At 59.2% G+C, this 24105-nt stretch carries 23 protein-coding genes; 17 read left to right on the top strand and 6 right to left on the bottom strand.

From position 1 onward, the window contains the following. Positions 1-209: 209 nt before the first annotated feature. Positions 210-494, bottom strand: coding sequence for a hypothetical protein (locus AC3Y64_RS06190; RefSeq protein ID WP_489986797.1), 285 nt, complete (start codon positions 492-494; stop codon positions 210-212). Beyond that, positions 491-1006, bottom strand: coding sequence for a hypothetical protein (locus AC3Y64_RS06185; RefSeq protein WP_489986796.1), 516 nt, complete (start codon positions 1004-1006; stop codon positions 491-493). The genes AC3Y64_RS06190 and AC3Y64_RS06185 overlap by 4 nt, the downstream gene beginning before the upstream one ends. 911 nt (positions 1007-1917) lie before the next feature. Between AC3Y64_RS06185 and AC3Y64_RS06180 the strand changes: the two genes are divergently transcribed. Both AC3Y64_RS06180 and AC3Y64_RS06175 read left to right on the top strand, forming a co-directional pair. Beyond that, complete coding sequence (locus tag AC3Y64_RS06180) at positions 1918-2412, top strand: LEA/WHy family protein (RefSeq protein WP_489986795.1); 495 nt, start codon at positions 1918-1920, stop codon at positions 2410-2412. Further along, entirely contained in the window at positions 2409-2618 is a 210-nt protein-coding gene (locus AC3Y64_RS06175) for an SEC-C metal-binding domain-containing protein (protein ID WP_008083915.1), read from the top strand. Before AC3Y64_RS06180 ends, AC3Y64_RS06175 begins: the two co-directional genes overlap by 4 nt. Before the next feature lie 203 nt (positions 2619-2821). On the opposite strand, the gene AC3Y64_RS06170 is transcribed toward AC3Y64_RS06175, so the two are convergent. Further along, on the bottom strand, positions 2822-3379 hold the full coding sequence (locus tag AC3Y64_RS06170) for a cysteine hydrolase family protein (protein ID WP_489986794.1): 558 nt from the start codon (positions 3377-3379) through the stop codon (positions 2822-2824). 147 nt (positions 3380-3526) lie between these two features. Between AC3Y64_RS06170 and AC3Y64_RS06165 the strand changes: the two genes are divergently transcribed. From AC3Y64_RS06165 to pdeM, 11 genes are all read left to right on the top strand, one after another. Further along, the gene (locus AC3Y64_RS06165; RefSeq protein WP_489986793.1) at positions 3527-4171 is read left to right on the top strand and encodes a glutathione binding-like protein; all 645 of its coding nucleotides are present in this window, start codon (positions 3527-3529) and stop codon (positions 4169-4171) included. A 201-nt stretch (positions 4172-4372) separates the two neighbouring features. Continuing rightward, entirely contained in the window at positions 4373-6823 is a 2451-nt protein-coding gene (locus AC3Y64_RS06160) for a penicillin acylase family protein (RefSeq protein ID WP_489986792.1), read from the top strand. 219 nt (positions 6824-7042) lie between these two features. After that, positions 7043-8077: a ligase-associated DNA damage response exonuclease gene (locus tag AC3Y64_RS06155; RefSeq protein ID WP_489986791.1), complete on the top strand. Its 1035-nt coding sequence runs from the start codon at positions 7043-7045 to the stop codon at positions 8075-8077. Then, entirely contained in the window at positions 8074-9762 is a 1689-nt protein-coding gene (locus AC3Y64_RS06150; protein WP_489986790.1) for an ATP-dependent DNA ligase, read from the top strand. Before AC3Y64_RS06155 ends, AC3Y64_RS06150 begins: the two co-directional genes overlap by 4 nt. Before the next feature lie 243 nt (positions 9763-10005). Next, complete coding sequence (locus tag AC3Y64_RS06145; RefSeq protein ID WP_008083900.1) at positions 10006-10788, top strand: transporter substrate-binding domain-containing protein; 783 nt, start codon at positions 10006-10008, stop codon at positions 10786-10788. 56 nt (positions 10789-10844) lie between these two features. Next, positions 10845-11573 (top strand): ABC transporter permease, encoded by a 729-nt coding sequence (locus AC3Y64_RS06140; protein ID WP_489986789.1) that lies wholly within the window; start codon positions 10845-10847, stop codon positions 11571-11573. Beyond that, the gene (locus tag AC3Y64_RS06135; protein WP_489986788.1) at positions 11570-12280 is read left to right on the top strand and encodes an ABC transporter permease; all 711 of its coding nucleotides are present in this window, start codon (positions 11570-11572) and stop codon (positions 12278-12280) included. The genes AC3Y64_RS06140 and AC3Y64_RS06135 overlap by 4 nt, the downstream gene beginning before the upstream one ends. 12 nt (positions 12281-12292) lie before the next feature. Then, on the top strand, positions 12293-13411 hold the full coding sequence (locus AC3Y64_RS06130; RefSeq protein ID WP_489986787.1) for a succinylglutamate desuccinylase/aspartoacylase family protein: 1119 nt from the start codon (positions 12293-12295) through the stop codon (positions 13409-13411). A 13-nt stretch (positions 13412-13424) separates the two neighbouring features. Next, positions 13425-14189: an ABC transporter ATP-binding protein gene (locus AC3Y64_RS06125; RefSeq protein WP_489986786.1), complete on the top strand. Its 765-nt coding sequence runs from the start codon at positions 13425-13427 to the stop codon at positions 14187-14189. 182 nt (positions 14190-14371) lie between these two features. Further along, complete coding sequence (locus AC3Y64_RS06120; protein WP_489986785.1) at positions 14372-16861, top strand: ligase-associated DNA damage response DEXH box helicase; 2490 nt, start codon at positions 14372-14374, stop codon at positions 16859-16861. Continuing rightward, entirely contained in the window at positions 16858-17514 is a 657-nt protein-coding gene (gene pdeM, locus AC3Y64_RS06115) for a ligase-associated DNA damage response endonuclease PdeM (RefSeq protein ID WP_489986784.1), read from the top strand. Before AC3Y64_RS06120 ends, pdeM begins: the two co-directional genes overlap by 4 nt. A 45-nt stretch (positions 17515-17559) precedes the next feature. Here the strand turns inward: pdeM and AC3Y64_RS06110 are convergent, their stop codons facing one another. Further along, positions 17560-17769: a hypothetical protein gene (locus AC3Y64_RS06110; RefSeq protein ID WP_007918615.1), complete on the bottom strand. Its 210-nt coding sequence runs from the start codon at positions 17767-17769 to the stop codon at positions 17560-17562. A gap of 107 nt (positions 17770-17876) precedes the next feature. Continuing rightward, on the bottom strand, positions 17877-18443 hold the full coding sequence (dcd, locus tag AC3Y64_RS06105; protein WP_007918616.1) for a dCTP deaminase: 567 nt from the start codon (positions 18441-18443) through the stop codon (positions 17877-17879). A 353-nt stretch (positions 18444-18796) separates the two neighbouring features. On the opposite strand from dcd, the gene AC3Y64_RS06100 reads away from it, so the two are divergent. Further along, positions 18797-19006 (top strand): cold-shock protein, encoded by a 210-nt coding sequence (locus tag AC3Y64_RS06100; RefSeq protein ID WP_002554837.1) that lies wholly within the window; start codon positions 18797-18799, stop codon positions 19004-19006. A gap of 118 nt (positions 19007-19124) precedes the next feature. Here AC3Y64_RS06100 and AC3Y64_RS06095 read toward each other — a convergent pair whose 3' ends face one another. Next, positions 19125-20132, bottom strand: coding sequence for a DUF481 domain-containing protein (locus AC3Y64_RS06095; protein WP_489986783.1), 1008 nt, complete (start codon positions 20130-20132; stop codon positions 19125-19127). Positions 20133-20297: 165 nt separating this feature from the next. On the opposite strand from AC3Y64_RS06095, the gene AC3Y64_RS06090 reads away from it, so the two are divergent. From AC3Y64_RS06090 to AC3Y64_RS06080, 3 genes are all read left to right on the top strand, one after another. After that, positions 20298-20651, top strand: a complete 354-nt coding sequence (locus AC3Y64_RS06090; protein ID WP_489986782.1) for an MGMT family protein — start codon at positions 20298-20300, stop codon at positions 20649-20651. A gap of 43 nt (positions 20652-20694) precedes the next feature. Further along, a complete protein-coding gene (locus AC3Y64_RS06085) occupies positions 20695-22254 on the top strand; it encodes an AmpG family muropeptide MFS transporter (protein ID WP_122591492.1) in 1560 nt (519 codons plus the stop codon). Positions 22255-22383: 129 nt separating this feature from the next. Next, positions 22384-24099, top strand: coding sequence for a proline--tRNA ligase (locus AC3Y64_RS06080; protein ID WP_489986781.1), 1716 nt, complete (start codon positions 22384-22386; stop codon positions 24097-24099). Positions 24100-24105 lie beyond the last annotated feature (6 nt).

Genomic DNA, 24105 nt, shown 5'->3' with positions numbered 1-24105 from the left:
ATCTGGATGCTTCTCGGCACTCATTAGCACAGTCATAACAGCGGCACGGCCATTAGATTTGAATACAACCTCCTGAGAGCTTGCAGGGGCAGCGTTAGTTGATTGCCCTTCCGCTTGCGAGGGTTCACTCTTAACAGCGCTTACAGGGGGCTTCAGAGCCTCGTTAGATGGATCATACTTCTCAAGCAAGATCCTAGTTGTGCCATCAATCATTTTAGAAACTCAATCAAACCAACAAGCTGAGGAATTCTCTCCGCACAACTCAAGAGCTGTAACTGCTTAATAGTGGAGCGTGTACTCTCAACAACGGAAATCACCTCGGAATCTTGAGGCAGCTTCAAAAGTTCCACTAGCGAAGCCTGCTCAACAAGCAACGCCACCTCAACCTTCAGTATTCCATCAGTCAGCGTCTCATCCCTTCCTCGCCTTTCAACTTCTGCATAAAGTTGGCGTGTCATGATTTCTTTGATTTCTTCTAGCTGCCACTTATTCACGGCTTACCTCCCAGCGCTGCCAGCACTTCAGCTTCAACCCTAGCGTACTCTGCCGCTTCTTGCGCCACTTTGGCATCCAATTCGACCTGTTGCTTTCTGCGTTTCTCGCCAGCCAATAGCGACTCTACTTCCTTCACCACACAAGCAGCTTTAGCCTCGGCTAGCTGGGCAAGATAGACAGCCTCAACTTGAGCCTTGATTTGAGCAATCTCTTGCTCGACTTGTGATTCTGGCTTACGAAGCGAGAGAACTACCCAATCTACTGTTGGCCCTGCAATCAGCTTGGGCAGATGAGCGATTTCTCCGGTCGCCCGGTAGCCTTGCACGGTGGTCAATTCGGCATAGCGGTCGAGTGCTTGTTGCAATCCTTGCACCTCGAACTCTTCCATGATTCCAAGTTGCTCACGCCCTTGGATATTGCACTGAGTGCGATCCTTGTAGAAATCCACTTCGATATCTTGTAGACGCTTTAGATGCGCTGCTGATGGTTGAAACAATTGCGATTCTTTCATGACTGGTGTTTCCTCTTTGGTTTTATGTAGGTGTGTTTCTTGTTGTTTACGCTGTTGAGCGCGATAGTGTTGCTTCGAGCATTTCTCGCTGCATGTTTGCCTCGATGCTCGTTTAGTTTCCATAGGTGATCCACAGACCACGCACGGTTTTACAACGGTCAAAGCCATTTGGCCTCCGCTTAATTGTGTTAGTTGTCCGAATAACGACCCCCAGACAAAAAATAACCGGAACGTGTCCGGTTAAAGTCATGAAGGATGACGCGTAATTAATTATCCATGCCCAGCTGGCTATGAAGGGCTACCCGTAGGATTGACGGGGGAGGAAGGATCTAACAACTTCCTCTCAGCTGAACTCCCTTAGGAGCAGTCCAGCTAGTGGTGACAAGTATCGGCCCGCCCACTTGTCGAGAACGTGACAGGACTAAAGGGTTCCTTGGCCTACAGAAAAACCGAACTCGGCAACTTGCCGGTTCGGTTTAAGTGTTCTGAATTTGGAGTAGAACAGAGAGCGAATAAATTTACTGTCTCTGTATACTAATTATACCACGGAACTTGGAAATTGCAATCCACCAGCAGGCAAAACACGTGCCAATGTCGCTTTCATGCTTACATTTGGCGCTTTTGCCCTATTGATTCCGCATTCAAAGTGACACGGTAGAGGCAACACCACGTGACCACCTACCGGCTATGCTTGCATCCTGAGCCCAGCAGCTACCGTGGCAGTCCTAGCGTCATGTAGTGAATTGTTGCAACACATCAAGAAGTGTTGTGCAGGGTATTTCGGCGCTTAATGTAGAAGATCAAAAGATCGCAGCCTTCGGCAGCTCCTGCAAAGAAACGCAATCTCCTGCAGGAGCTGCCGAAGGCTGCGATCTTTTAAGGCTAGACTGAGCACCAAAGGGAGTTATCACATGCTCGGTTGCAGGCGCATATTCCAATTCTTGATGCTCACGCTGTTCCTCAACCTCGGCGGTTGCGCGTCGTGGTTCAGCGATGACAGCGTCGAACCCGCCGTGCATCTGGTGAAAGTCGAAGTGGTACGCGCCAAACTGCTCGAACAGAAGTTCATCCTGCACTTTCGCGTCGACAACCCCAATGACAGCGACCTGACCGTGCGCGGTCTGGAATACCGCATTCATCTGGCCGACATGCTGTTGGCCGAAGGCGAGCATGAACACTGGTTCACCGTCGGACCGAAACGCAGTGCCTATTTCAAAGTGCCAATCCGCACCAACCTGTGGCCTCGGGTAAAAGACGTGGTGAAAATGCTGAAAAGCCCGAGCCAGCAAATTCCCTATCGCCTGCAAGGGGAAATGGAAACCGGTTTATTCATCGCCCACTACGTGCACCTTGAGCGTAATGGCGTGATAATCCCCGCCGATTTAATTCCGGAGCAACACCGATGACTCAGCAACCTCATGTCCATGGCCCTGACTGCAACCACGATCATGATCATGACCATCACCACGATCATGACCACGGCCACGTGCACGGCCCGAACTGCGGCCACGCCCACCAGGAACCGGTGCGCAACGCCCTGAAAGACGTCGGCCGCAACGACCCTTGCCCTTGCGGCAACGGCAAGAAATTCAAGAAGTGCCACGGGGCGTGATGCCTGGGGCGAAGATTTTCTTCGCCTGAACCATCGCCATCGCTAGCAGGGCTAGCTCCCACATTTGATCTGCGCCGGTCACATTTTTTGTGAATATCCGCAGCCCCTGTGGGAGCTGGCTTGCCAGCGATGAGGCCGGCAACTTCAACATTGATGTCAGATGACACACCGCTATCGTTGGCAAGCCAGCTCCCACAGGTTTATCAGTCGGCTGTCAAAATCAGGACAGCACTGACCACCGTCGCATACTCCCCCTGCAAATTCCCCAGCGACATCCCGTGCACCTCTTCAGCCGTACGCAATGTGCCGAAATAATCAGCCTTGTCGAAGGTGAAGCACGCATCCTCCGCGACCCACGTATCGAACCCCACGTTGCCCGCCGTGCGCGCCGTTGATTCCACCGAGTTGTTGGTCGCCACACCGACAATGATCAACTGCCCGATCCCCGCCTCGCGCAACCGCGCCTCCAGCCCGGTGGCACAGAACGCATCCGGCACCTGCTTCTGAATCAGCCATTCGCCATCCTGCGGCAAGAACCGCTGCTGAAATTCCACCCCCTCCTGCTCGGGCCAAAACACTGAATCCGGCTCCCGCGACAGGTGCTGCACATGAATCACCGGCCTTGCACTACGCCGCCACAGCCCCAACAGATCAAGGATTCGCTCTTCCGCATGAGGGTTGTTTCTTCGCCCCAAACGCGGCTGCAGGATGCCTTTTTGCTGGTCGATGATGATCAGTGCAGCGTTGGCCTGAAGCTCCATGGCAATTTTTTCTCATGTCGGGTCATTGAATTTGCCCCAGTTCAGCATCACCTCTTCCAGTCAGGCAAGCTTTCGAACGCACACGGGATCACCTGACGCCGGCGTTTGCTGTCCGCACGCAAGTCCATTTCTGCTTTGGAGTTCTCCATGATCGACCTGTATTACTGGACCACCCCCAACGGCCACAAGATTTCCCTGTTCCTTGAAGAAGCCGGCCTGCCGTACAACGTTCATCCGATCAACATCAGCCAGGGTGAGCAGTTCCAGCCACACTTTCTGAAGATCGCGCCGAACAACCGCATCCCCGCCATCGTCGATCACGAGCCGGCTGACGGTGGTGAACCGTTGTCGCTGTTCGAATCCGGGGCGATCCTTTTGTATCTCGCCGAAAAAACCGGCCAGTTCCTGCCCAAGGATCTGCGTGGCCGGCAAACGGCGTTGCAGTGGCTGTTCTGGCAAATGGGCGGCTTGGGCCCAATGGCCGGGCAGAATCATCACTTCAGCCAGTTTGCGCCGGAAAAAATCCCCTACGCGATCAAGCGCTACATTGATGAGACGGCGCGGCTGTACGGCGTGCTGGACAAACAATTGGCCAACAACGATTTCGTCGCCGGCAGCGAGTACAGCATCGCCGACATGGCGATTTATCCGTGGATCGTCTCGCACCAGTGGCAGAGCCAGAACCTCGAAGACTTCCCGCACGTGCAGCGCTGGTTCAAGCACATCAAAGATCGCCCGGCGACCGTGAAGGCGTATGCGCTGGTGCAGAAGATCAATCCACCGAAAGCCTGAATGAAGCTCAAAAGATCGCAGCCTGCGGCAACTCCTACACTGGAATGCGCGTCCCTGTAAGAGCTGCCGCAGGCTGCGATCTTTTCCATTCGACAGAAATACACAAATAACCCCCGCCCCCGCTTGCGCGGCCACCTCCTGCTCACTAACGTAGCGGCTTTATTGCGCCCCCAGCCTCTACACCCCCGCAGGAGCTTTGCCATGGCCTCGCCAGCCCTTACTCATTTTCTTCCCCGGTTCGGCGTTGCCGCAGCAGTGGCCGGTGTTTTGGGCCTGTCCGGTTGCCAGACCTGGAACGCCCAGGACACGCTCCCGCCGACCTCCGGCGTGCAACCGCTCAAGGGCCTGGCACAGAATGTTTCGGTGCGTCGCAATGCCATGGGCATGCCGCTGATCGAAAGCAACACCTTCCATGACGCGCTGTTCAGCCTCGGCTATGTACACGCCAGCGATCGCATCAATCAGATGGTCACCCTGCGTCTGTTGGCTCAGGGCCGGCTGGCGGAAATGTCCGGTGCGTCGATGCTCGATGCCGACCGCTACATGCGCGCAGTCAATCTGAAGAAAAGCGCCGGCGAGCTGTACAAGGCCTCGTCGCCACGCCTCAAGCGCTTCTTCGAAGTCTATGCGCGGGGCGTCAACGCCTACCTGTTCCGCTACGCCGACAAGTTGCCGGGCGACCTCGCGTCCAGCGGTTACAAGCCTGAATACTGGAAACCGGAAGATTCAGCGCTGATTTTCGCTCTGCTGAATTTCAGCCAGTCGGCCAACCTGCCGGAAGAAATTTCCTCGCTGGTGCTCGCGCAAACCGTCACCAGCGACAAACTCGCCTGGCTGACGCCGTCCGCCCCCGACGAAAACCTGCCAGTGGCCGAAGCCGACAAGCTGCAAGGGCTCAAGCTCAACGGGCAGATTCCCGGCCTGACCGAGCTGAGCAACGCCAGCCAGCAACTCGCGGCACTGAACCTGCTCGGCACGCCGTCTTCGAATAACTGGGCGATTGCCCCGCAACGCAGCCGCAGCGGCAAGAGCATTCTGGCCAGCGACGCCCACGGGCCGCTGGCCGCGCCTTCGCTGTGGAGCTTTGTGCAGATTCGCGCACCGAAATATCAAGCCGCCGGTGTCACCGTCGCCGGTTTGCCGCTGGTCCTCGGAGGCTTCAACGGCAAAGTGGCGTGGAGCACCACCAGTGTGCTCGGCGACAACCAGGACCTGTTTCTGGAAAAAATCCGTCGCCAGGGCAGCAGCCTGACCTATGAGGTCAATGGCAAATGGCAGCCACTGGGCGTGCGCAACGAAACCTACTTCGTCAAAGGTCAGCGACCGATTCGTGAGGCGGTGTACGAAACCCGCCACGGCGCGCTGCTCAACAGTGCTCAGGCTGCGGTGCAAGGCAACGGTTTCGGCCTGGCCCTGCAGACGCCGAGCTTCACCGACGACAAATCGCTGGACGCGTTTTTCGATCTGACCCGCGCACAAACCGTTGAACGTGCTTCCGACGCCAGCCGCGAGATCCGCGCCATCGCGCTGAATCTGGTGTTCGCCGATGCGAGCAACATTGGCTGGCAGGTCACCGGGCGTTTTCCCAACCGTCGTGAAGGCGAAGGCCTGTTGCCATCGCCGGGCTGGGAGGGTCGCTACGATTGGGACGGTTACGCCGACCCGATGCTGCACCCGTACGATCAGGATCCGGCGCAAGGCTGGCTCGGCACCGCCAACCAACGCGTGATTCCTCACGGTTACGGCATGCAGTTGTCGAATTCCTGGGCCGCGCCGGAACGCGGTGAACGCTTGGCAGAACTGGCCGGCAGCGGCAAACACGACAGCCGCAGCGTGATCGCCATGCAGTACGACCAGACCACCACCTTCGCCGCCAAGCTGAAAAAAGTCTTCGAAGCACCGGGCATGAAGCAGCCGCTGAAGCAGGCCATCGATGCCCTGCCGGAAGCGGATCGCAGCAAGGCCCGTGAAGCATTTACGCGGTTGATGGCGTTCGACGGCAAGCTCAGCCCGACGTCGGCGGATGCGGCCATCTATGAACTGTTCCTGCAAGAAAGCATGAAGCAGATTTTCCTCGACGAACTCGGCCCGGAATCGAGCCCGGCGTGGAAAGCGTTTATCGCCAACGGTGATTTGTCCTACGCGGCGCAGGCCGACCATCTGCTGGGGCGCGAAGACAGTCCGTTCTGGGATGACCTGCGCACACCGCAGAAAGAAGACAAAGCGGTGATTCTCGCCCGTAGCCTCGCCGCCGCGATCAGCGCCGGCGACAGTCAGTTGGGCGGCGATCACCGCGCCTGGCAGTGGGGCAAATTGCACAGCTATGCCTGGAAGAACAGCAATGGTCAGACCGTGCGCGGGCCACTCGCAGCGGGTGGCGATCACACCACGCTGAACACCTCGGCATTCGCTTGGGGCCAGGACTTCACCACCACCCGCGCGCCGTCGATGCGTTTCATCGTCGACTTCAGCCAGACCGAACCGTTGATGGGTCAGAACGGTACGGGGCAGTCGGGTAATCCGGTCAGCCCGAACTACCTGAACGGCATCGATGCGTGGTTGAAGGGGCAATACATTGGTTTGCCGATGCAGCCGCAGAATTTCGATCGGGTGTACGGCAAGACCCGATTGACCCTGACTCCCGGCAAATAATCGTAGCTCCCTGCTCGCAATGATCGTTCCCACGCTCCGCGTGGGAATGCAGCCCGGGACGCTCCGCGTCCCATCCAAAGCCGAACGCGGAGCGTCCGTTGATGCGTTCCCACGCGGAGCGTGGGAACGATCTGTCGCAATACGTCATCCTGAAAGTCGATAGAACTTCCGGCTCAGCGCCAGCCTCATAACTGACAAGCCCCCCATTCAGGTAACGACATGGACCTTGTTATCGCGCGCCCCGAAGGTTTGTATTGTCCTGCCGGGGATTTCTATATCGACCCCTGGCGCCCCGTCGAGCGCTCGGTGATCACCCATGCCCACGGCGATCATGCGCGCACCGGCAACCAGCATTACCTGGCCAGCAGCGCCAGCGAAGGGATTCTGCGCGCACGACTCGGCCAAGACATCAACCTGCAAACCCTCGCCTACGGTCAGCGCCTGACCCACCACGGCGTCACCTTGAGTTTTCATCCCGCCGGCCACGTCCTCGGTTCGGCCCAGGTGCGCCTCGAATATGGCGGCGAAGTCTGGGTCGCGTCGGGGGATTACAAGATTGAACCGGACGGCACCTGTGCGCCGTTCGAACCGGTGCGTTGCCACACCTTCATCACCGAATCGACCTTCGGCCTGCCGATCTATCGCTGGCAACCGCAGGCGCAGATCTTCGCTGAGATCAATCAGTGGTGGTCAGCCAACATCGCCGCCGGCAAGGCCAGCGTGCTGTTCTGCTATTCGTTCGGCAAAGCCCAGCGGATTCTCCACGGCATCGACGCAAGCCTCGGGCCGATTCTCAGCCACGGTGCGGTCGAGCCGCTCAACCGGGTCTACCGCGAGGCCGGCGTGTACCTGCCGCCGACAATCTACGCCGGTGACGTCGCCAAAAATGATCCACGGATGCGTGAGGCACTGGTCATCGCCCCGCCCTCGGCCGGCGGCAGTAGCTGGATGCGCCGTTTCGGCGATTTCAGCGACGCCTTCGCCAGCGGCTGGATGCGCCTGCGCGGCACGCGACGTCGGCGCGGTGTCGATCGCGGTTTTGTCCTGTCCGACCACGCCGACTGGCCGGGCCTGCTGTGGGCCATCGAGCAGACCGGCGCCGAGCGGGTGATGGTCACTCACGGTTCGATTGGCGTCCTGGTGCGACATCTGCGCGAACGCGGTCTCGACGCTCAAGGTTTCAACACCGAATACGGCGATGACGAAGAAGACAACATCGCCACCCCGCCCACCGTCGCCGAGACGCCTGCATGAAAGCCTTCGCCGATCTCTACGCCGAACTCGACGCCACCACCTCGAGCAACGCCAAACTGGCGGCGATGCAGGCTTACTTCGCCCAGGCTGAACCCCATGACGCGGCGTGGGCAGTGTACTTTCTGTCCGGCGGCAGGCCTCGGCAATTGGTGCCGGTGAGAATACTGCGTGAAGTCGCGGTCGCGGTGTCAGGCCTGGAGCCCTGGCTGTTCGAAGAAAGCTATCAATCGGTGGGCGATCTGGCGGAGACCATCTCGCTGGTACTCCCGGAGAACCCGCACTCCTCCACCGCCGGCCTCGCTGAATGGATCGAAGACAAATTGCTGCCCTTGCGCGGTGAAACTGCGGAATTTCTGTCGCGGCAGTTACCCGCATTCTGGGCGCAACTGGATCGACCCAGCCTGATGTTGTGCATCAAGCTGATCACCGGCAGTTTCCGCGTCGGCGTGTCGAAACTGCTGGTGACCCGGGCTCTGGCCTCGATGGCCGGGCTCGACAGCAAGCGCGTCGCTCAGCGTCTGGTGGGCTATACCGATCTGTCGAACCGGCCGAACGCCGCCAGCTATCTGAAACTGATCGCTGCAGAGTCCGCCGACGAACATGCACAGCGCGGCGGGCAACCATATCCGTTTTTCCTCGCCCACGCGTTGTCGCAACCGGTCGAAGAATTCGAAGCCCTGATCGGCCCCGCCAGCGACTGGCAGATTGAATGGAAATGGGACGGCATCCGCGCGCAAGTGGTCAAGCGCGAGGGCCGCTTGTGGGTGTGGTCGCGCGGCGAAGAACTGGTCACCGAGCGCTTCCCTGAACTGGATGTTCTGGTGCACGGCTTGCCCGACGGCACGGTGATTGATGGCGAGATCGTCGTGTGGAAAAGCACCCATCCGACCACCGAAGATGCTTTCGATCCGCAATCGAGCGAGCCGCCAGCGGTGCAACCGTTCGCCCTGCTGCAACAGCGAATTGGCCGCAAAACCCTCGACAAGAAGATTCTCGAAGAAGTGCCAGTGGTGGTGCTCGCTTACGATTTGTTGGAATGGCAGGGGGAAGACTGGCGCAACCAGCCGCAAGCCAAGCGCCGTGCGCAACTGGAAGAGGTCGTCGCACGCTGTAACAGTCCGGTGTTACTGCCCTCTCCTGTGCTGACCGGCAGCGACTGGCTCGACCTCGCCCGCCAGCGCGAAGCCTCTCGGCGCCTGGGTGTTGAAGGCATGATGCTCAAGGCGCGGGATTCGCTGTACGGGGTCGGGCGCACCAAGGACATGGGCGTGTGGTGGAAGTGGAAGGTCGATCCGTTCAGTGTCGACGCGGTGTTGATTTATGCGCAGCGCGGGCACGGTCGCCGGGCCAGTCTGTACAGCGATTACACCTTCGCCGTGTGGGACGGGCCACCGGAATCCAGCCAGCGCTCACTGGTGCCGTTCGCCAAGGCCTATTCAGGACTGACCGATGAGGAAATGCGTCAGGTCGACAGCATCGTGCGCAAGACCACCGTGGAAAAATTCGGCCCGGTCAGCAGTGTGAAGCCAAGCCTCGTATTCGAATTGGGCTTCGAGGGCATTGCCCTGTCGCGTCGGCACAAGAGCGGGATCGCCGTGCGGTTTCCGAGGATGCTGCGCTGGCGGCAGGATAAAACCGTGGATGAAGCGGATAGCCTTGCCACTTTGCAGGATCTGCTCGCCTGACCTCAACATGACGCGAAGATTGTTCCCACGCAGAGCGTGGGAACGATCGGCCCTAAATCAGTGCAAGCTATTTTCAGTGCCCGTTTGCGGGCACTGATTCACTCATCCAATCGCTGCGCCAACCTTTTAAAACACTTGTTCGGGACTATGGTTCGGAAATTGCTACTTTCTATAGGTCGTACGCGTTCCAGTAACAATAATTCTGCGCCACAAGCGCTCATATTGGTTCTTAGGGATTGAATAATGAAAAAAGCATTGCTGACCCTTTCTGCACTGGCGTTGTGCATGGCCGCTGGCTCCGCGCTGGCCAAGGAATACAAAGAGCTGCGCTTTGGCGTTGACCCTTCGTATGCACCGTTTGAGTCGAAAGCGGCCGACGGCAGCCTGGTGGGCTTCGACATCGACCTGGGCAACGCGATCTGCGCCGAACTGAAGGTCAAGTGCAAGTGGGTCGAAAGTGATTTCGACGGCATGATTCCGGGCCTGAAGGCCAATAAATTCGACGGCGTGATCTCGTCGATGACCGTGACCCCGGCCCGTGAGAAAGTCATCGACTTCTCCAGCGAGCTGTTCTCCGGCCCGACGGCTTATGTGTCGAAAAAAGGCTCGGGCATCACCGCTGACGTCGCCTCGCTGAAGGGCAAAACCGTCGGCTACGAGCAAGGCACCATTCAGGAAGCCTACGCCAAAGCCGTGCTGGACAAGGCCGGCGTGAAAACCCAGGCCTATCAGAACCAGGATCAGGTGTACTCCGACCTGACCTCCGGCCGTCTCGACGCCGGTATCCAGGACATGCTGCAAGCCGAATTGGGCTTTTTGAAGTCGCCACAGGGCGCTGACTACGACGTCAGCAAGCCTGTCGACAACGAATTGCTGCCAGCCAAAACCGCTGTCGGTATTAAGAAAGGTAACACTGAGCTGAAGGCGCTTTTAGATAAAGGTATCAAAGCGTTACACGACGACGGCAAATACGCCGAGATTCAAAAGAAACACTTTGGCGATCTGAATCTGTACAGCGGCAAATAATGCCCCGGCGCCCATCTTCGATGGGCGCCTTTTCCATCCGCTCAGGTTGCTGATTTATGTTCGAAACCCTCCTGCAAAATCTGGGGCTCTCCGCCTTCAGCCTCAAGGGCTTTGGTCCTTTGCTGCTGGAAGGCACCTGGATGACCATCAAATTATCAGCGATGTCGCTGCTGGTGGCCGTGTTGCTCGGCCTGCTCGGCGCCAGTGCCAAACTGTCAAAAGTCAAACTGGTGCGCCTGCCCGCCCAGCTCTACACCACGCTGATTCGCGGGGTGCCGGATCTGGTGCTGATGCTGCTGATCTTCTACAGCCTGCAAACCTGGCTGACGTCGCTGACCGACTACATGGAATGGGAATACATCGAGATCGACCCGTTCAGCGCCGGGGTGCTGACCCTGGGCTTCATTTATGGTGCGTATTTCACCGAGACCTTCCGTGGCGCGATCCTCGCTGTACCGCGTGGTCAGGTTGAAGCCGCCACCGCGTATGGCCTCAAACGCGGCCAGCGCTTTCGCTTTGTGGTGTTCCCGCAAATGATGCGTTTCGCTTTGCCAGGCATTGGCAACAACTGGATGGTGATGCTCAAGGCCACCGCACTGGTGTCGATCATCGGTTTGGCCGATCTGGTCAAAGCCGCGCAGGACGCCGGTAAAAGCACCTATCAACTGTTTTACTTTCTGGTCCTCGCTGCGTTGATCTACCTGCTGATCACCAGTGCTTCGAACTTCATTCTGCGCTGGCTCGAACGCCGTTATGCCGCCGGTTCCCGGGAGGCCGTACGATGATCGAACTCCTGCAGGAATACTGGCGCGCCTTCCTTTATACCGATGGCCAGAACATCACTGGACTGGCGATGACGATGTGGCTGCTCAGCGCCTCGATCTTCATCGGTTTCCTGGTATCGATTCCGCTGTCGATCGCGCGCGTCTCCCCGCACTTCTACGTTCGCTGGCCGGTGCAGTTCTACACCTACCTGTTCCGTGGCACGCCGCTGTATATCCAGTTACTGATCTGCTACACCGGCATCTACAGCCTCGCCGCCGTGCGGGCGCAGCCGTTGCTCGACAGTTTCTTTCGCGATGCGATGAACTGCACGATTCTGGCTTTCGCTCTGAATACCTGCGCCTACACCACGGAGATTTTCGCCGGGGCGATCCGCAGCATGAACCACGGCGAAGTCGAAGCGGCCAAGGCTTACGGTCTGACCGGCTGGAAGCTGTATGCCTACGTGATCATGCCGTCGGCGCTGCGCCGCTCGTTGCCTTACTACAGCAACGAAGTGATCCTTATGCTGCACTCGACCACGGTGGCCTTCACCGCGACCATCCCCGACATCCTGAAAGTGGCGCGGGACGCCAACTCGGCGACCTTCCTGACCTTCCAGTCGTTCGGCATCGCCGCGCTGATCTACCTGACCATTACCTTTGCGCTGGTCGGCCTGTTCCGCCTTGCCGAACGCCGATGGCTGGCCTTCCTCGGCCCGACTCACTAGGACACCTTTGCAATGCGCCACCTGATTCATGACTTGCTGGCCCCGCTGCCGGGGACCGCACGACAGATTCACAGCTTCCACTTCGGCCCGGAGCAGGCCAAGGGCAAGGTCTACATCCAGTCTTCGCTGCACGCTGACGAATTGCCGGGCATGCTCGTCGCCTGGCACCTCAAGCAGCGTCTGACCGAGCTGGAAGCCGCCGGCCGCCTGCGCAGTCAGATCGTGCTTGTACCGGTGGCCAACCCGGTCGGCCTCGAACAAGTGCTGATGGACGTGCCGCTGGGCCGCTACGAACTGGAGAGCGGGCAGAACTTCAACCGCTGGTTCGTCGACCTCAGCGAGGAAATCGGCAATGCCATCGAGGGCAAGCTGAGTGACGATCCGCAGCAAAACCTTGAGCTGATCCGCAGCCATCTGCGGAACGCCCTCGCCCGCCAGACCGCCACCACGCAACTGCAATCCCAGCGCCTGACCCTGCAACGGCTGGCCTGCGATGCCGACATGGTGCTGGACCTGCACTGCGATTTCGAATCGGTGGTGCACCTCTACACCACGCCCGAAGCGTGGCCGCAGGTCGAACCGCTGGCACGCTACATCGAATCCCAGGCAAGCCTGTTGGCCACTGATTCTGGCGGCCAGTCGTTCGACGAATGCTTCACCCTGCTGTGGTGGCAATTGAAGGAACGCTTCGGCGAACACTTCGAGATTCCCCTCGGCAGTTTTTCGGTGACCGTCGAGTTGCGCGGTCAGGGCGACGTCAATCACCCGATGGCCAGCCGCGACTGTCAGGCGCTGATCGACTATCTGATCCAGTCCGATGCGATCGTCGGCGAGACCAAACCGCAACCGCCACTGCCCTATCCCGCCACGCCACTGGCGGGTGTGGAGCCGGTGACCACGCCGGTCGGCGGTCTGCTGGTGTACACGGCGGTGGCCGGCCAATACCTGGAAGCCGGGCAACAGATCGCCGAAATCATCGATCCGATCCACGACCGCATCACCCCTATTCATTGCGCGACGGCCGGGCTGATGTACGCCCGCTCGCTGCGGCGAATGGCCACGGCCGGCATGGTCATCGCCCACGTTGCAGGCACCGAAGCCTATCGCAGCGGCTACCTACTTTCGCCTTGAGGATGTCTGTCCCATGTACAAACTGACCGTTGAAGGCCTGCACAAAAGCTATGGCGATCATCAGGTGCTCAAAGGCGTTTCGCTCAAGGCCAAAACCGGCGACGTGATCAGCCTGATCGGCGCCAGCGGCTCGGGCAAGAGCACCTTTTTGCGCTGCATCAACTTTCTCGAACAACCCAACGACGGCGCTATGAGCCTCGATGACCAGCCGATTCGCATGGTCACCGACCGCCACGGCATGCACGTCGCCGACGCCGATGAACTGCAGCGTTTGCGCACGCGGCTGGCGATGGTGTTCCAGCACTTCAACCTGTGGAGCCACATGACCGTGCTGGAAAACATCACCATGGCCCCGCGCCGGGTGCTGGGTTGCAGCAAACAGGAAGCCGAGGACCGCGCCCGGCGTTATCTGGACAAGGTCGGCTTGCCGGCGCGGGTGGCGGATCAATACCCGGCGTTTCTTTCTGGCGGTCAGCAGCAGCGCGTGGCGATTGCCCGGGCGCTGGCGATGGAGCCGGAGGTGATGCTGTTTGATGAACCGACTTCGGCGCTCGACCCGGAGTTGGTTGGGGAAGTGTTGAAGGTGATTCAAGGTCTGGCTGAGGAAGGCCGGACGATGATCATGGTGACCCATGAGATGAGCTTTGCGCGCAAGGTTTCCAGCCAGGTGTTGTTCCTGCATCAAGGCCTGGTTGAGGAAGAAGGTGCGCCCGAGGATGTGTTGGGCAACCCGAAAAGCGAACGCTTGAAGCAATTTCTCAGCGGAAACCTCAAGTAACCCTTTGCTCATGTAGGAGCTGCCGCAGGCTGCGATCTTTTGATCTTGTTTTTTACAATCCAAAGATCGTCCGATCGCGGCCCGAGCCTGCGGCAGCTCCTACAGGGGTTCGCGTTGTTTTTAAACCTTTCGCTTGTCTACGCGGTCACTGGAAGAACACCTCCAGAGCGCGCGCAGCCCGCATGGCGAAATCTCCCGACCACGCAAAAACCTGGTTCAGCGCTCGCGACTGGAAGCCGTTTGCCTTTCAAAAACAGGTCTGGGCAGCGGTCAAAAACGGCGAATCCGGCTTGCTCCACGCCAGCACCGGCGCTGGTAAAACCTATGCCGTGTGGTTCGCGGCGCTCAATCGCTTCGCCCATTCCATCCCTGTCGATGCACCGCCACGTAAACGTAAGGCGCCTGCCGAACCGCTGACAGTTCTGTGGATCACGCCCATGCGCGCCCTCGCCGCCGACACTGCGCGCGCTTTGCAAACGCCTGTCGATGACTTGCAGCTCCCATGGAATATCGGCCTGCGCACCGGCGACACCAGCACCAGCGAACGGGCCCGGCAGAGCCGGCGCTTGCCGACCACGCTGATCACCACACCGGAAAGCCTGACCTTGCTGCTCGCCCGCGCCGATGCGCAGGTGGCGTTGTCGACGCTGCGCATGATCGTTGTTGATGAATGGCATGAATTGCTCGGCAATAAACGCGGCGTGCAACTGCAACTCGCCCTCGCCCGGCTGCGGCATTGGCAACCCGAGTTGATCGTCTGGGGCGTGTCCGCCACCCTCGGTAATCAATCCCACGCAGAAGAGGTGCTGATCCCACAGGGCGGTGGCGTCAGTATTCAAGGACAAAGCGAAAAATCGCTGAAGGTCGACACTCTTCTCCCACCGGCCATCGAGCGCTTTCCGTGGGCCGGGCACATCGGTCTGAAAATGTTGCCGCAAGTGGTCGCCGAACTGGAGGCCTGCGCCAGCACGCTGGTATTCACCAACACCCGGGCGCAATCGGAAATCTGGTATCAGGCGTTGCTGGAAGCCAGGCCGGACTGGGCCGGGTTGATTGCCTTGCATCACAGTTCGTTGTCACGCGACACCCGCGACTGGGTGGAAAAAGCCTTGAAGGACGGCCAGCTGAAAGCGGTGGTCTGCACCTCGAGTCTGGACCTGGGGGTGGATTTCCTGCCGGTGGAGCGCGTCCTGCAAATTGGCTCGGCGAAAGGTGTCGCGCGTTTGATGCAGCGTGCAGGGCGCTCGGGCCACGCACCGGGGCGCACCTCACGGGTGACGTTAGTACCGACGCACAGTCTGGAGCTTATCGAAGCGGCTGCCGCTCGCGATGCCGTCGAACAACGGCGCATTGAGCCGCGACTGTCGCCGCACAAGCCACTGGATGTATTGGTGCAGCATCTGGTCAGCATGGCGCTGGGCGGTGGGTTTTTACCGGAGGAGCTGTACGAAGAAGTCCGCCTGGCGTGGGCTTATCGCGATCTGACGCTGGCGGATTGGGCCTGGGCGCTGGCATTCGTACGCCATGGCGGGATGTCTCTGACAGCCTATCCGGATTATCGCCGGGTCGAGCCGGACGAACACGGCGTCTGGCGAGTGCCGGACGCGCGTTTGGCGCGGCGCCACCGCATGAGCATCGGCACCATCGTCAGTGACGCCAGCATCAACCTCAAGTTCTGGAGCAAGGGTGGCGGCGGCAAGCAGTTGGGCAGTGTTGAGGAAGGCTTTATCGCCCGACTCAAACCGGGCGACGGTTTTCTCTTCGCCGGACGTTTGCTGGAACTGGTGCGCGTGGAAAACATGACGGCTTACGTCAAACGCAGCACCGCAAAAAAAGCTGCTGTACCACGCTGGAATGGCGGGCGAATGCCACTTTCCAACGAATTGGCCGAAGCCGTGGTCAAGCGTTTCAGTGCCGCCGCCCAAGGTGAATTCGCCGGCCCGGAAATGCACGCCTTGCGACCGTTGCTGGAAACACAAGTGCGCTGGTCAGGTTTGCCGACGACCGAAAACCTGCTGGCCGAAGTGCTGAAATCCCGCGAAGGCTGGCATTTTTTCCTCTATCCGTTCGCCGGGCGTCAGGTGCACTTGGGGCTGGCGAGCCTGTTGGCGTGGCGCATCAGTCAGCGCCAGCCGGTGACATTTTCCATCGCGGTGAACGATTACGGCCTGGAACTGCTCAGCGCCACACCGATCGACTGGGCCGAGCATTTGAATGCCGAGTTGTTCAATGGCGATGATCTGTTAGTCGACGTTCTGGCCAGCCTCAACGCAGGTGAGCTGGCCCTGCGGCGTTTTCGCGAGATCGCGCGGATTGCCGGGTTGGTCTTTGCCGGGTACCCCGGTGCGCCGAAAAGCACCCGGCAGGTGCAGGCCTCCAGCGGACTGTTCTTCCAGGTGTTCAAGCAATACGACGCCGACAACTTGCTGCTGGCGCAGGCCGGGGAAGAAGTCCTACGGGAAGAACTGGATATTCGTCGTCTGGAGCAGACATTGGAGCGAATCAACGGGATGAAACTGGACGTGCATCTGATTAAACGTTCTACGCCATTGGGCTTTCCACTACTGGTGGAGCGCATGCGCGAAAGCATGAGTTCGGAAAAACTCGCTGACCGGATCAGACGGATGGTCGGTGATCTGGAGAAAAGCGCCGACAAGGGTAGCTCGCAATGAGTGCGCCGTACCCGGTGCGGCTGGCGGGCGAAGAACTCTGGCTGCTGCCGGAAAAAGCCCTGTACTGGCCAGCACAGCAGGCGCTGCTGATTGCCGATGTGCATTTCGGCAAGGCTGCGGCCTATCGAAGCCTCGGCCAGCCCGTCCCACAGGGCACTACGGCAAGCAACATCGCGGTGCTGGATCGGCTGCTGGCAAAGCTGCCCTGCCGGCAATTGATATTTCTCGGGGATTTTCTGCATGGCCCCGGCTCGCATGCGCCGGGAACGTTAGGCGCCTTGGCGCAATGGCGCGCTCGCCACGCCGACCTGCCCATGACGCTGATCCGCGGCAATCACGATAAGCGCGCCGGGGATCCACCCGCGTCATTGAATATCCGCGTGGTGCCAGAGCCGTTGCTACTGGGTCCCTTCGCCCTGCAACACGAACCCGACCCGCATCCTGAACGGCATGTACTGGCCGGTCACGTGCATCCCGTTTACCGGTTACACGGCAAGGGCCGGCAAAGTCTGCGGCTGGCGTGTTTCAGATTGGGCGAACGCGTCAGCCTGATGCCAGCGTTCGGTGCGTTTACCGGGGGTTATCCAGTCGAAAGGGACAATAGCTGCAAAATTTTTGTCATCGGCGATAACGAAATATGGCCAGTCAGCTGAAGTCTTTACAGACCTCAGCTGACTGGCCATGCATTTCCCGGCGAATCAGGCGACAGGCGCCGGTGGTGGCTCGTCCGGCAGTGTTGGCTCGCCCGGCTCGGTCGGTTGTTCGTTGGGGGTATCGGGATCAGGCTGTCCGGGAATTCCGCCGGCCATGCTCAACGGCGGATGCGCCAACAAGGACCAGGCCAATACGCCAATCTGATTGGGCTCGAGCCTTGCCAGTTCGGCAGTGATTTGCGGATCGATCTTCATAGGGCACTCCTCGGCGAAGGCCCGTTTTGCCAGAAGCAAAAACGGGCAGTACACCCCATAGAGTGTCTGCCCGCCAAAGAATTCCCGTGATCTGTCGAATGGACGGATCAGGTACGCGGCAGCGTCACGCCACGCTGGCCCTGATACTTGCCGCCACGGTCCTTGTAGGAAACTTCACACTCCTCGTCGGATTCGAGGAAAAGCATCTGCGCCACGCCTTCGTTGGCGTAGATTTTCGCCGGCAGGTTGGTGGTGTTGGAGAACTCCAGGGTGACGTGACCTTCCCACTCAGGCTCGAGCGGCGTGACGTTGACGATGATGCCGCAGCGCGCGTAGGTGCTTTTGCCCAGGCAGATGGTCAGTACATTGCGCGGAATGCGGAAGTACTCGACGGTGCTGGCCAGCGCGAACGAGTTCGGCGGAATGATGCAGACGTCGCTGTGGACGTCGACAAAGCTGCCCGGGTCGAAGTTTTTCGGATCGACGATGGACGAGTTGATGTTGGTGAACACCTTGAAGTGGTTGGTGCAACGCACGTCGTAGCCATAGCTCGACACACCGTAGGAGATCACCCGGCTGTCGTCGCTGCCGCGCATCTGGCGCTCGACAAACGGTTCGATCATGCCGTGTTCCTGCGCCATGCGGCGAATCCACTTGTCCGATTTGATGCTCATGGCGGGTGTCCTGAATAGCGAGGTGGAAAAATTCTGTCCGGCATCTTACCGGGCGCGCCGCCGGGTTCAAAGTGCGGCCTGCAATTCTCGGCGATCCCCCATGATTTACGCGGTCTGGCGACGAACCGTCACACCGCCGATCCCTAAAACAAAGAAACCTTCGCAAGAAGCATTGGCACTTCCCGGAAAAAGGGTTAAGGTGGCGCCACTGTGCTGCTTGTGTCACTGAGAATCTCTACACGATATGTTGAATTTCGATCCAACCATCTACAAGAATTTTTCCTGCTCTTTGCACTCAGTCTCGGCCAGGGTTCTTCCTGAGTCGCAGTTATCTTTGTTCAAGGAGTTACACCATGTCTAATCGCCAAACCGGTACCGTTAAGTGGTTCAACGATGAAAAAGGCTTCGGCTTCATCACTCCACAATCCGGTGACGACCTGTTCGTTCACTTCAAAGCTATCCAATCCGACGGCTTCAAAAGCCTGAAAGAAGGCCAACAGGTTTCTTTCATCGCTACCCGCGGTCAGAAAGGCATGCAAGCTGAAGAAGTACAAGTTATCTAACTTGTAGCTTCTTTAGAAAAGAGCCCCGCCCTTAAAAGCGGGGCTTTTTTGTGGGCGCCTGTTTTGCACAGGCAAAAAAAATCGCAGCCCATCGAGGCTGCGATTTTTTATCCGGCGCTTACCAAGCCACGCCAAACCCTGCGGTATAACGGGTCTTGCTCAGATCGGCATCATTGGTGCCGCTGATGATGTCACGCTCGGCCTTGAGATTGAGCGAGGCCCAGTCGGTGACCTTGTAACGCAAGCCCATCTCGGCATCCAGTGCGTAGTCAGCCACGCCAGACAACGGCTTGCCGACTTCACCGTTGGTGAAGAACTCGACTTTCTTGCCAATCAGGTAGCGGTTGTAGTCCCACTTCATCGCGACGGAATAGAAGTTGTCCTTGCTGCCGTCGCGATACTCGTAATCGGTGCGGTTGAGCAGCGAGCCGAGAGAGAACGCTCCCAGTTCATCGTCCCAGAACTGGTAACCGGGACCGGTACCGACCACGCGCTGGCGAGCCAGCTCTTCGATGTGATCACGCTTGTAATTCACACGCCCCTGCCAGAACCACTGATCAGTGAGGAAGCGGTCGAGGGAGTATTCAGCGCGCCAGTTGTCGGTAGTGGTTACATCGTCCTGCACTTCGCGGTTGTACTCACCTTCCGCGATGTGCCGCCAGCGGCCATGCCGCGCCGTGGTCTTGAAGCCGACATCGTAGTCATCGGTATCCTTCTCGGCACGTTGATAGTCCAGCGCGAGGTCGACGTTGCCCTTCCAGACCAGATCTTCGACCACCGGTTTCGGCTTGAGAATCTGCTGGATGCTTGCCAGCTCGACGGTCTTCGGCGCCTCGCCATTGGCCAGGGTAACCTTGCCGTCCTCCGCAGCGGTCAGCGACTTGGACACTTCCCCGGTGTAGGCATCTTGCTTGACGAGCAAATGCTGATCGCTGTCCAGCGTCTTGACCTCTTTCCAGTCAATCGTGACCGCACCAGCGTATTTGGTCTGGATCAACAGCTTGCCGCCATCGAACACGGTAATGGTGCCGCTCAACTTGTCACCGTTCTTCAACCAGACGGTGTCGGCAAGCAGGGGCGTGGACGCACTGAAAACAGCTAGGCACAGCAAGGATCTGGACAACATAAGCGAATCAAAGGCTCAAGTTTGCGAAAAAAGGTCGGCATTATCCGTAGGAATAAGACCCTGACAAGGACTGACCGGACTATTTCTATTGAGTTCATTTCTCAACTGCGCAGTCACGGATTACCCTTGAAGCGACAACTACGCCGAAGTTCAGGAACCACGCCCGTGACAGACCCGATCCACGATGGAGAGAGCGAAGCGCAAATCCGACGCACGGCGCTCTACTCGACCCTCGCGCAAGTGCCCGAAGGCAAAGTCGTCAGCTATGGCCAATTGGCCGAACTGGCCGGGTTGGGCCGCGCCGCCCGCTGGGTTGGCCGCACCTTGAGCCAATTGCCGGGTGATACCAAACTGCCTTGGCACCGCGTACTGGGTGCCGGTGGGCGGATCAGCCTGCCAGTGGGCAGCCCGTCGGGCGACGAACAACGGGCCAGATTGCGCATGGAAGGCATCACCGTCCTGAACAATCGTGTGGATATTCAGCGCCATGGCTGGCGTCCGGTAGAGCACAGCGGTTAGAGTGCGCGCTTTGTTTTCGCAATCTTGAGGCAGACTTCAGCCCATGCCCCGTAAAACCTGGCGCGCCGCGCTCGCCGCCTATGCCAGTCCTTCGACGCTCGTGCTGTTGTTGCTCGGTTTCGCTGCCGGCCTGCCGTACATGCTGGTGTTTTCAACGCTGTCCGTCTGGTTGCGCGAGGCGGGTGTCGCCCGTGAAACCATCGGTTACGCCAGTCTTATCGGCCTGGCTTACGCGTTCAAATGGGTCTGGTCACCGCTGCTCGACCAATGGCGTCTGCCGTTGCTGGGTAAACTTGGCCGTCGCCGCTCATGGCTGGTGCTCTCGCAAACGCTGGTGATTCTCGGCCTGATCGGCATGGGCTTCTGTGATCCGCAGAAACACCTGTCCTGGCTGATCGCCATTGCCGTTGTCGTCGCATTTGCCTCTGCCACCCAAGACATCGCGGTCGATGCCTATCGACTGGAGATTGCCGAAGACAACCGCCAGGCCGCCCTCGCCGCCAGCTACATGTCCGGTTATCGGGTCGCCGCCCTGCTCGCGACGGCCGGCGCGTTGTTTTTCGCCGAAGGCTTCGGTTCTACCGGTTTCAATTACAAGCACTCGGCCTGGACCGGCACCTATGTGCTGTTCGGCGCACTGATGATCCCGGCGTTGTTGACCACGCTGTTCATGCGGGAGCCGCCCGTGCCGCTGCGCACGCAGTTGCAGGCCGGGCGCTACACCTTCATGCATCAATTGATGTCGGTGTTCGTGTTGATCGTATTGCTGGTCTCCGTACCGGCGATGTTCACCCAGCTCTACAACACCGACTTCGCCAGTGTGCTGTTCGGCACCATGAGCCCGCTCGACCTGCTGCTCGAAGACCGAGCGTTCCTGCGCGCGATTCTCTATACGCTGCTCACTGGCCTGTGCCTGTCGGCCATGGGCCGTCGCGGCCTCGCGCCAGTGCTGACGCCGGTCAACGACTTTATCCTGCGTTATCGCTGGCAGGCACTGCTGCTGCTCGGCCTGATCGCGACCTATCGGATGTCGGACACGGTGATGGGCGTCATGGCCAACGTGTTTTACATCGACCAGGGCTTCACCAAGGATCAGATTGCCAGTGTCAGCAAGATCTTCGGCCTGATCATGACCCTCGTCGGTGCCGGCATGGGCGGCCTTTTGATCGTCCGCTTCGGCATCCTGCCGATTCTGTTTATCGGCGGTGTCGCCTCGGCAGCGACCAACCTGCTGTTCGTGATGCTTGCCGACATGGGCCCAGACCTGCAGATGCTGGTGGTGACCATTTCCCTGGACAACTTCAGCTCAGGCCTGGCCACGTCGGCGTTCGTCGCCTACCTGTCGAGCCTGACCAACCTGAAGTTCTCGGCGACCCAGTACGCCCTGCTCAGCTCGATCATGCTCCTGCTGCCGCGGCTGATGGGCGGCTACTCCGGAGTTTTGGTAGAGAAGTTCGGTTATCACAGCTTCTTCCTGATCACCGCACTGCTTGGCGTGCCGACGCTGGTGCTGATCGCCGTGCACTGGTTTCAGGAACGCCGCCGCGAAGGGCCGACACCCACGCCCGAGCCGGCTCCGACGCCTGCCGTCGAAGAATCGTAAGAGATTTCGCCAACGGCGGGAGGAATCCCGCCGTCGTGCTGACCCACCGACCGCACGCCTGTACGTCGGCAACACTCGCCGGTACACTGCTGCGTCATTTCCAGTCATAGCAACCGACAACGGCCAACCATGCGCACCAGTCAATTTTTGCTCGCCACACAGAAAGAAACGCCTTCCGATGCGGTCGTAATCAGCCATCAGTTGATGCTGCGCGCCGGCATGATCCGCAAGCTCGCCTCCGGCCTGTACACCTGGCTGCCCATGGGCCTGCGGGTGATGCGCAAGGTTGAAGCCATCGTTCGTGAAGAAATGAACGCTGCCGGCTCTCTCGAAGTGTTGATGCCGAGCACCCAACCGGCCGAGCTGTGGCAGGAATCGGGCCGCTGGGAAGAGTACGGCCCTGAGCTGCTGCGCATCAAAGACCGCCACGGTCGCGACTTCTGCGCGGGCCCGACCCACGAAGAAGTGATCACCGATCTGATGCGCAACGAGTTGAGCAGCTACAAACAGCTGCCAATCAACCTGTACCAGATCCAGACCAAATTCCGTGACGAAATCCGTCCACGTTTCGGTTTGATGCGCGGCCGCGAATTCATCATGAAGGACTCGTACTCCTTCCACGCGGATCAGGCGTCGTTGCAGATCACCTATGACCGCATGCATGAAGCCTACTGCAACATCTTCACGCGTCTGGGCCTGAAATTCCGTCCGGTGGAAGCCGACAACGGTTCGATCGGCGGCGCCGGCTCGCACGAGTTCCACGTACTGGCCGAATCCGGCGAAGACGACATCGTCTTCAGCAACGGTTCCGACTACGCAGCCAACATCGAGAAAGCCGAAGCCGTGCCACGCGAAACCTCGCGTCCAGCACCGACTGAAGAGCTGCGTCTGGTCGATACACCAGACACCAAGACCATCGCCGCACTGGTGGAAAAATTCAATCTGCCGATTGAAAAGACCATCAAGACCCTGATCGTGCGCGCCGAAGAAGAAGGCAAGCTGATCGCGCTGGTCATCCGTGGCGACCATGAGCTCAACGAAATCAAGGCCGCCCAGCAACCTGGCGTGGCCAACCCGCTGGTCATGGCCACCGACGCCGAACTGCGTGACGCCATTGGCGCCGGCGCCGGTTCGCTCGGCCCGCTGAACCTGCCACTGCCAATCATCATCGACCGTTCGGTCGAGCTGATGAGCGACTTCGGTATCGGCGCGAACATCGACGACAAGCACTACTTCGGCGTGAACTGGGAGCGCGATCTGCCAGTTCCAACCGTGGCTGACCTGCGTAACGTTGTCGCCGGCGACCCAAGCCCGGACGGCAAAGGCACGCTGGAAATCAAACGCGGCATCGAAGTCGGGCACATCTTCCAGCTGGGCAACAAGTACAGCAAAGCGATGAAGTGCGAAGTGCTGGGCGAGAACGGCAAGCCAGTGACCCTGGAAATGGGTTGCTACGGCATTGGCGTATCCCGCGTGGTAGCAGCCGCCATCGAGCAGAACAACGACGAAAACGGCATCATCTGGAGCGACACACTGGCGCCGTTCCAGATCGCTCTGGTGCCGCTACGCTATGAAACCGAGCAGGTGCGCGAAGCCACCGACAAGCTGTATGCCGAACTGACGGCTGCCGGCTTCGAAGTGCTGCTGGACGATCGCGACAAGAAAACCAGCCCGGGCATCAAATTCGCGGACATGGAGCTGATCGGCATTCCACACCGGATCGTGGTCAGCGACCGCGGCCTCGCCGAAGGCAACCTGGAATACAAGAGTCGTACCGAAGGCGAAGCGCAAGCATTGCCGGTCGCCGATGTACTGTCCTTCCTGCAGGCCCGTATCCGCCGCTGAAACCAG

The sequence above is a fragment of the Pseudomonas sp. 4CAES_32.4 genome (assembly GCF_058136335.1).
The sequence above is the reverse complement of the archived record's forward strand: the minus strand, read 5'-3'. Positions and strand labels throughout refer to the sequence as shown.

Excerpts from the sequence above, each read along its gene's own strand:
- AC3Y64_RS06085 (WP_122591492.1), top strand. The coding sequence starts at position 20,695 with ATGCCCCGTAAAACCTGGCGCGCCGCGCTCGCCGCCTATGCCAGTCCT.
- AC3Y64_RS06140 (WP_489986789.1), top strand. The coding sequence starts at position 10,845 with ATGTTCGAAACCCTCCTGCAAAATCTGGGGCTCTCCGCCTTCAGCCTC.
- dcd (WP_007918616.1), bottom strand. The coding sequence starts at position 18,443 with ATGAGCATCAAATCGGACAAGTGGATTCGCCGCATGGCGCAGGAACAC.
- AC3Y64_RS06180 (WP_489986795.1), top strand. The coding sequence starts at position 1,918 with ATGCTCGGTTGCAGGCGCATATTCCAATTCTTGATGCTCACGCTGTTC.
- AC3Y64_RS06110 (WP_007918615.1), bottom strand. The coding sequence starts at position 17,769 with ATGAAGATCGATCCGCAAATCACTGCCGAACTGGCAAGGCTCGAGCCC.
- pdeM (WP_489986784.1), top strand. The coding sequence starts at position 16,858 with ATGAGTGCGCCGTACCCGGTGCGGCTGGCGGGCGAAGAACTCTGGCTG.
- AC3Y64_RS06165 (WP_489986793.1), top strand. The coding sequence starts at position 3,527 with ATGATCGACCTGTATTACTGGACCACCCCCAACGGCCACAAGATTTCC.
- AC3Y64_RS06130 (WP_489986787.1), top strand. The coding sequence starts at position 12,293 with ATGCGCCACCTGATTCATGACTTGCTGGCCCCGCTGCCGGGGACCGCA.
- AC3Y64_RS06120 (WP_489986785.1), top strand. The coding sequence starts at position 14,372 with ATGGCGAAATCTCCCGACCACGCAAAAACCTGGTTCAGCGCTCGCGAC.
- AC3Y64_RS06175 (WP_008083915.1), top strand. The coding sequence starts at position 2,409 with ATGACTCAGCAACCTCATGTCCATGGCCCTGACTGCAACCACGATCAT.
- AC3Y64_RS06100 (WP_002554837.1), top strand. The coding sequence starts at position 18,797 with ATGTCTAATCGCCAAACCGGTACCGTTAAGTGGTTCAACGATGAAAAA.
- AC3Y64_RS06135 (WP_489986788.1), top strand. The coding sequence starts at position 11,570 with ATGATCGAACTCCTGCAGGAATACTGGCGCGCCTTCCTTTATACCGAT.
- AC3Y64_RS06150 (WP_489986790.1), top strand. The coding sequence starts at position 8,074 with ATGAAAGCCTTCGCCGATCTCTACGCCGAACTCGACGCCACCACCTCG.
- AC3Y64_RS06095 (WP_489986783.1), bottom strand. The coding sequence starts at position 20,132 with ATGTTGTCCAGATCCTTGCTGTGCCTAGCTGTTTTCAGTGCGTCCACG.
- AC3Y64_RS06145 (WP_008083900.1), top strand. The coding sequence starts at position 10,006 with ATGAAAAAAGCATTGCTGACCCTTTCTGCACTGGCGTTGTGCATGGCC.
- AC3Y64_RS06170 (WP_489986794.1), bottom strand. The coding sequence starts at position 3,379 with ATGGAGCTTCAGGCCAACGCTGCACTGATCATCATCGACCAGCAAAAA.
- AC3Y64_RS06160 (WP_489986792.1), top strand. The coding sequence starts at position 4,373 with ATGGCCTCGCCAGCCCTTACTCATTTTCTTCCCCGGTTCGGCGTTGCC.
- AC3Y64_RS06155 (WP_489986791.1), top strand. The coding sequence starts at position 7,043 with ATGGACCTTGTTATCGCGCGCCCCGAAGGTTTGTATTGTCCTGCCGGG.
- AC3Y64_RS06185 (WP_489986796.1), bottom strand. The coding sequence starts at position 1,006 with ATGAAAGAATCGCAATTGTTTCAACCATCAGCAGCGCATCTAAAGCGT.
- AC3Y64_RS06080 (WP_489986781.1), top strand. The coding sequence starts at position 22,384 with ATGCGCACCAGTCAATTTTTGCTCGCCACACAGAAAGAAACGCCTTCC.
- AC3Y64_RS06125 (WP_489986786.1), top strand. The coding sequence starts at position 13,425 with ATGTACAAACTGACCGTTGAAGGCCTGCACAAAAGCTATGGCGATCAT.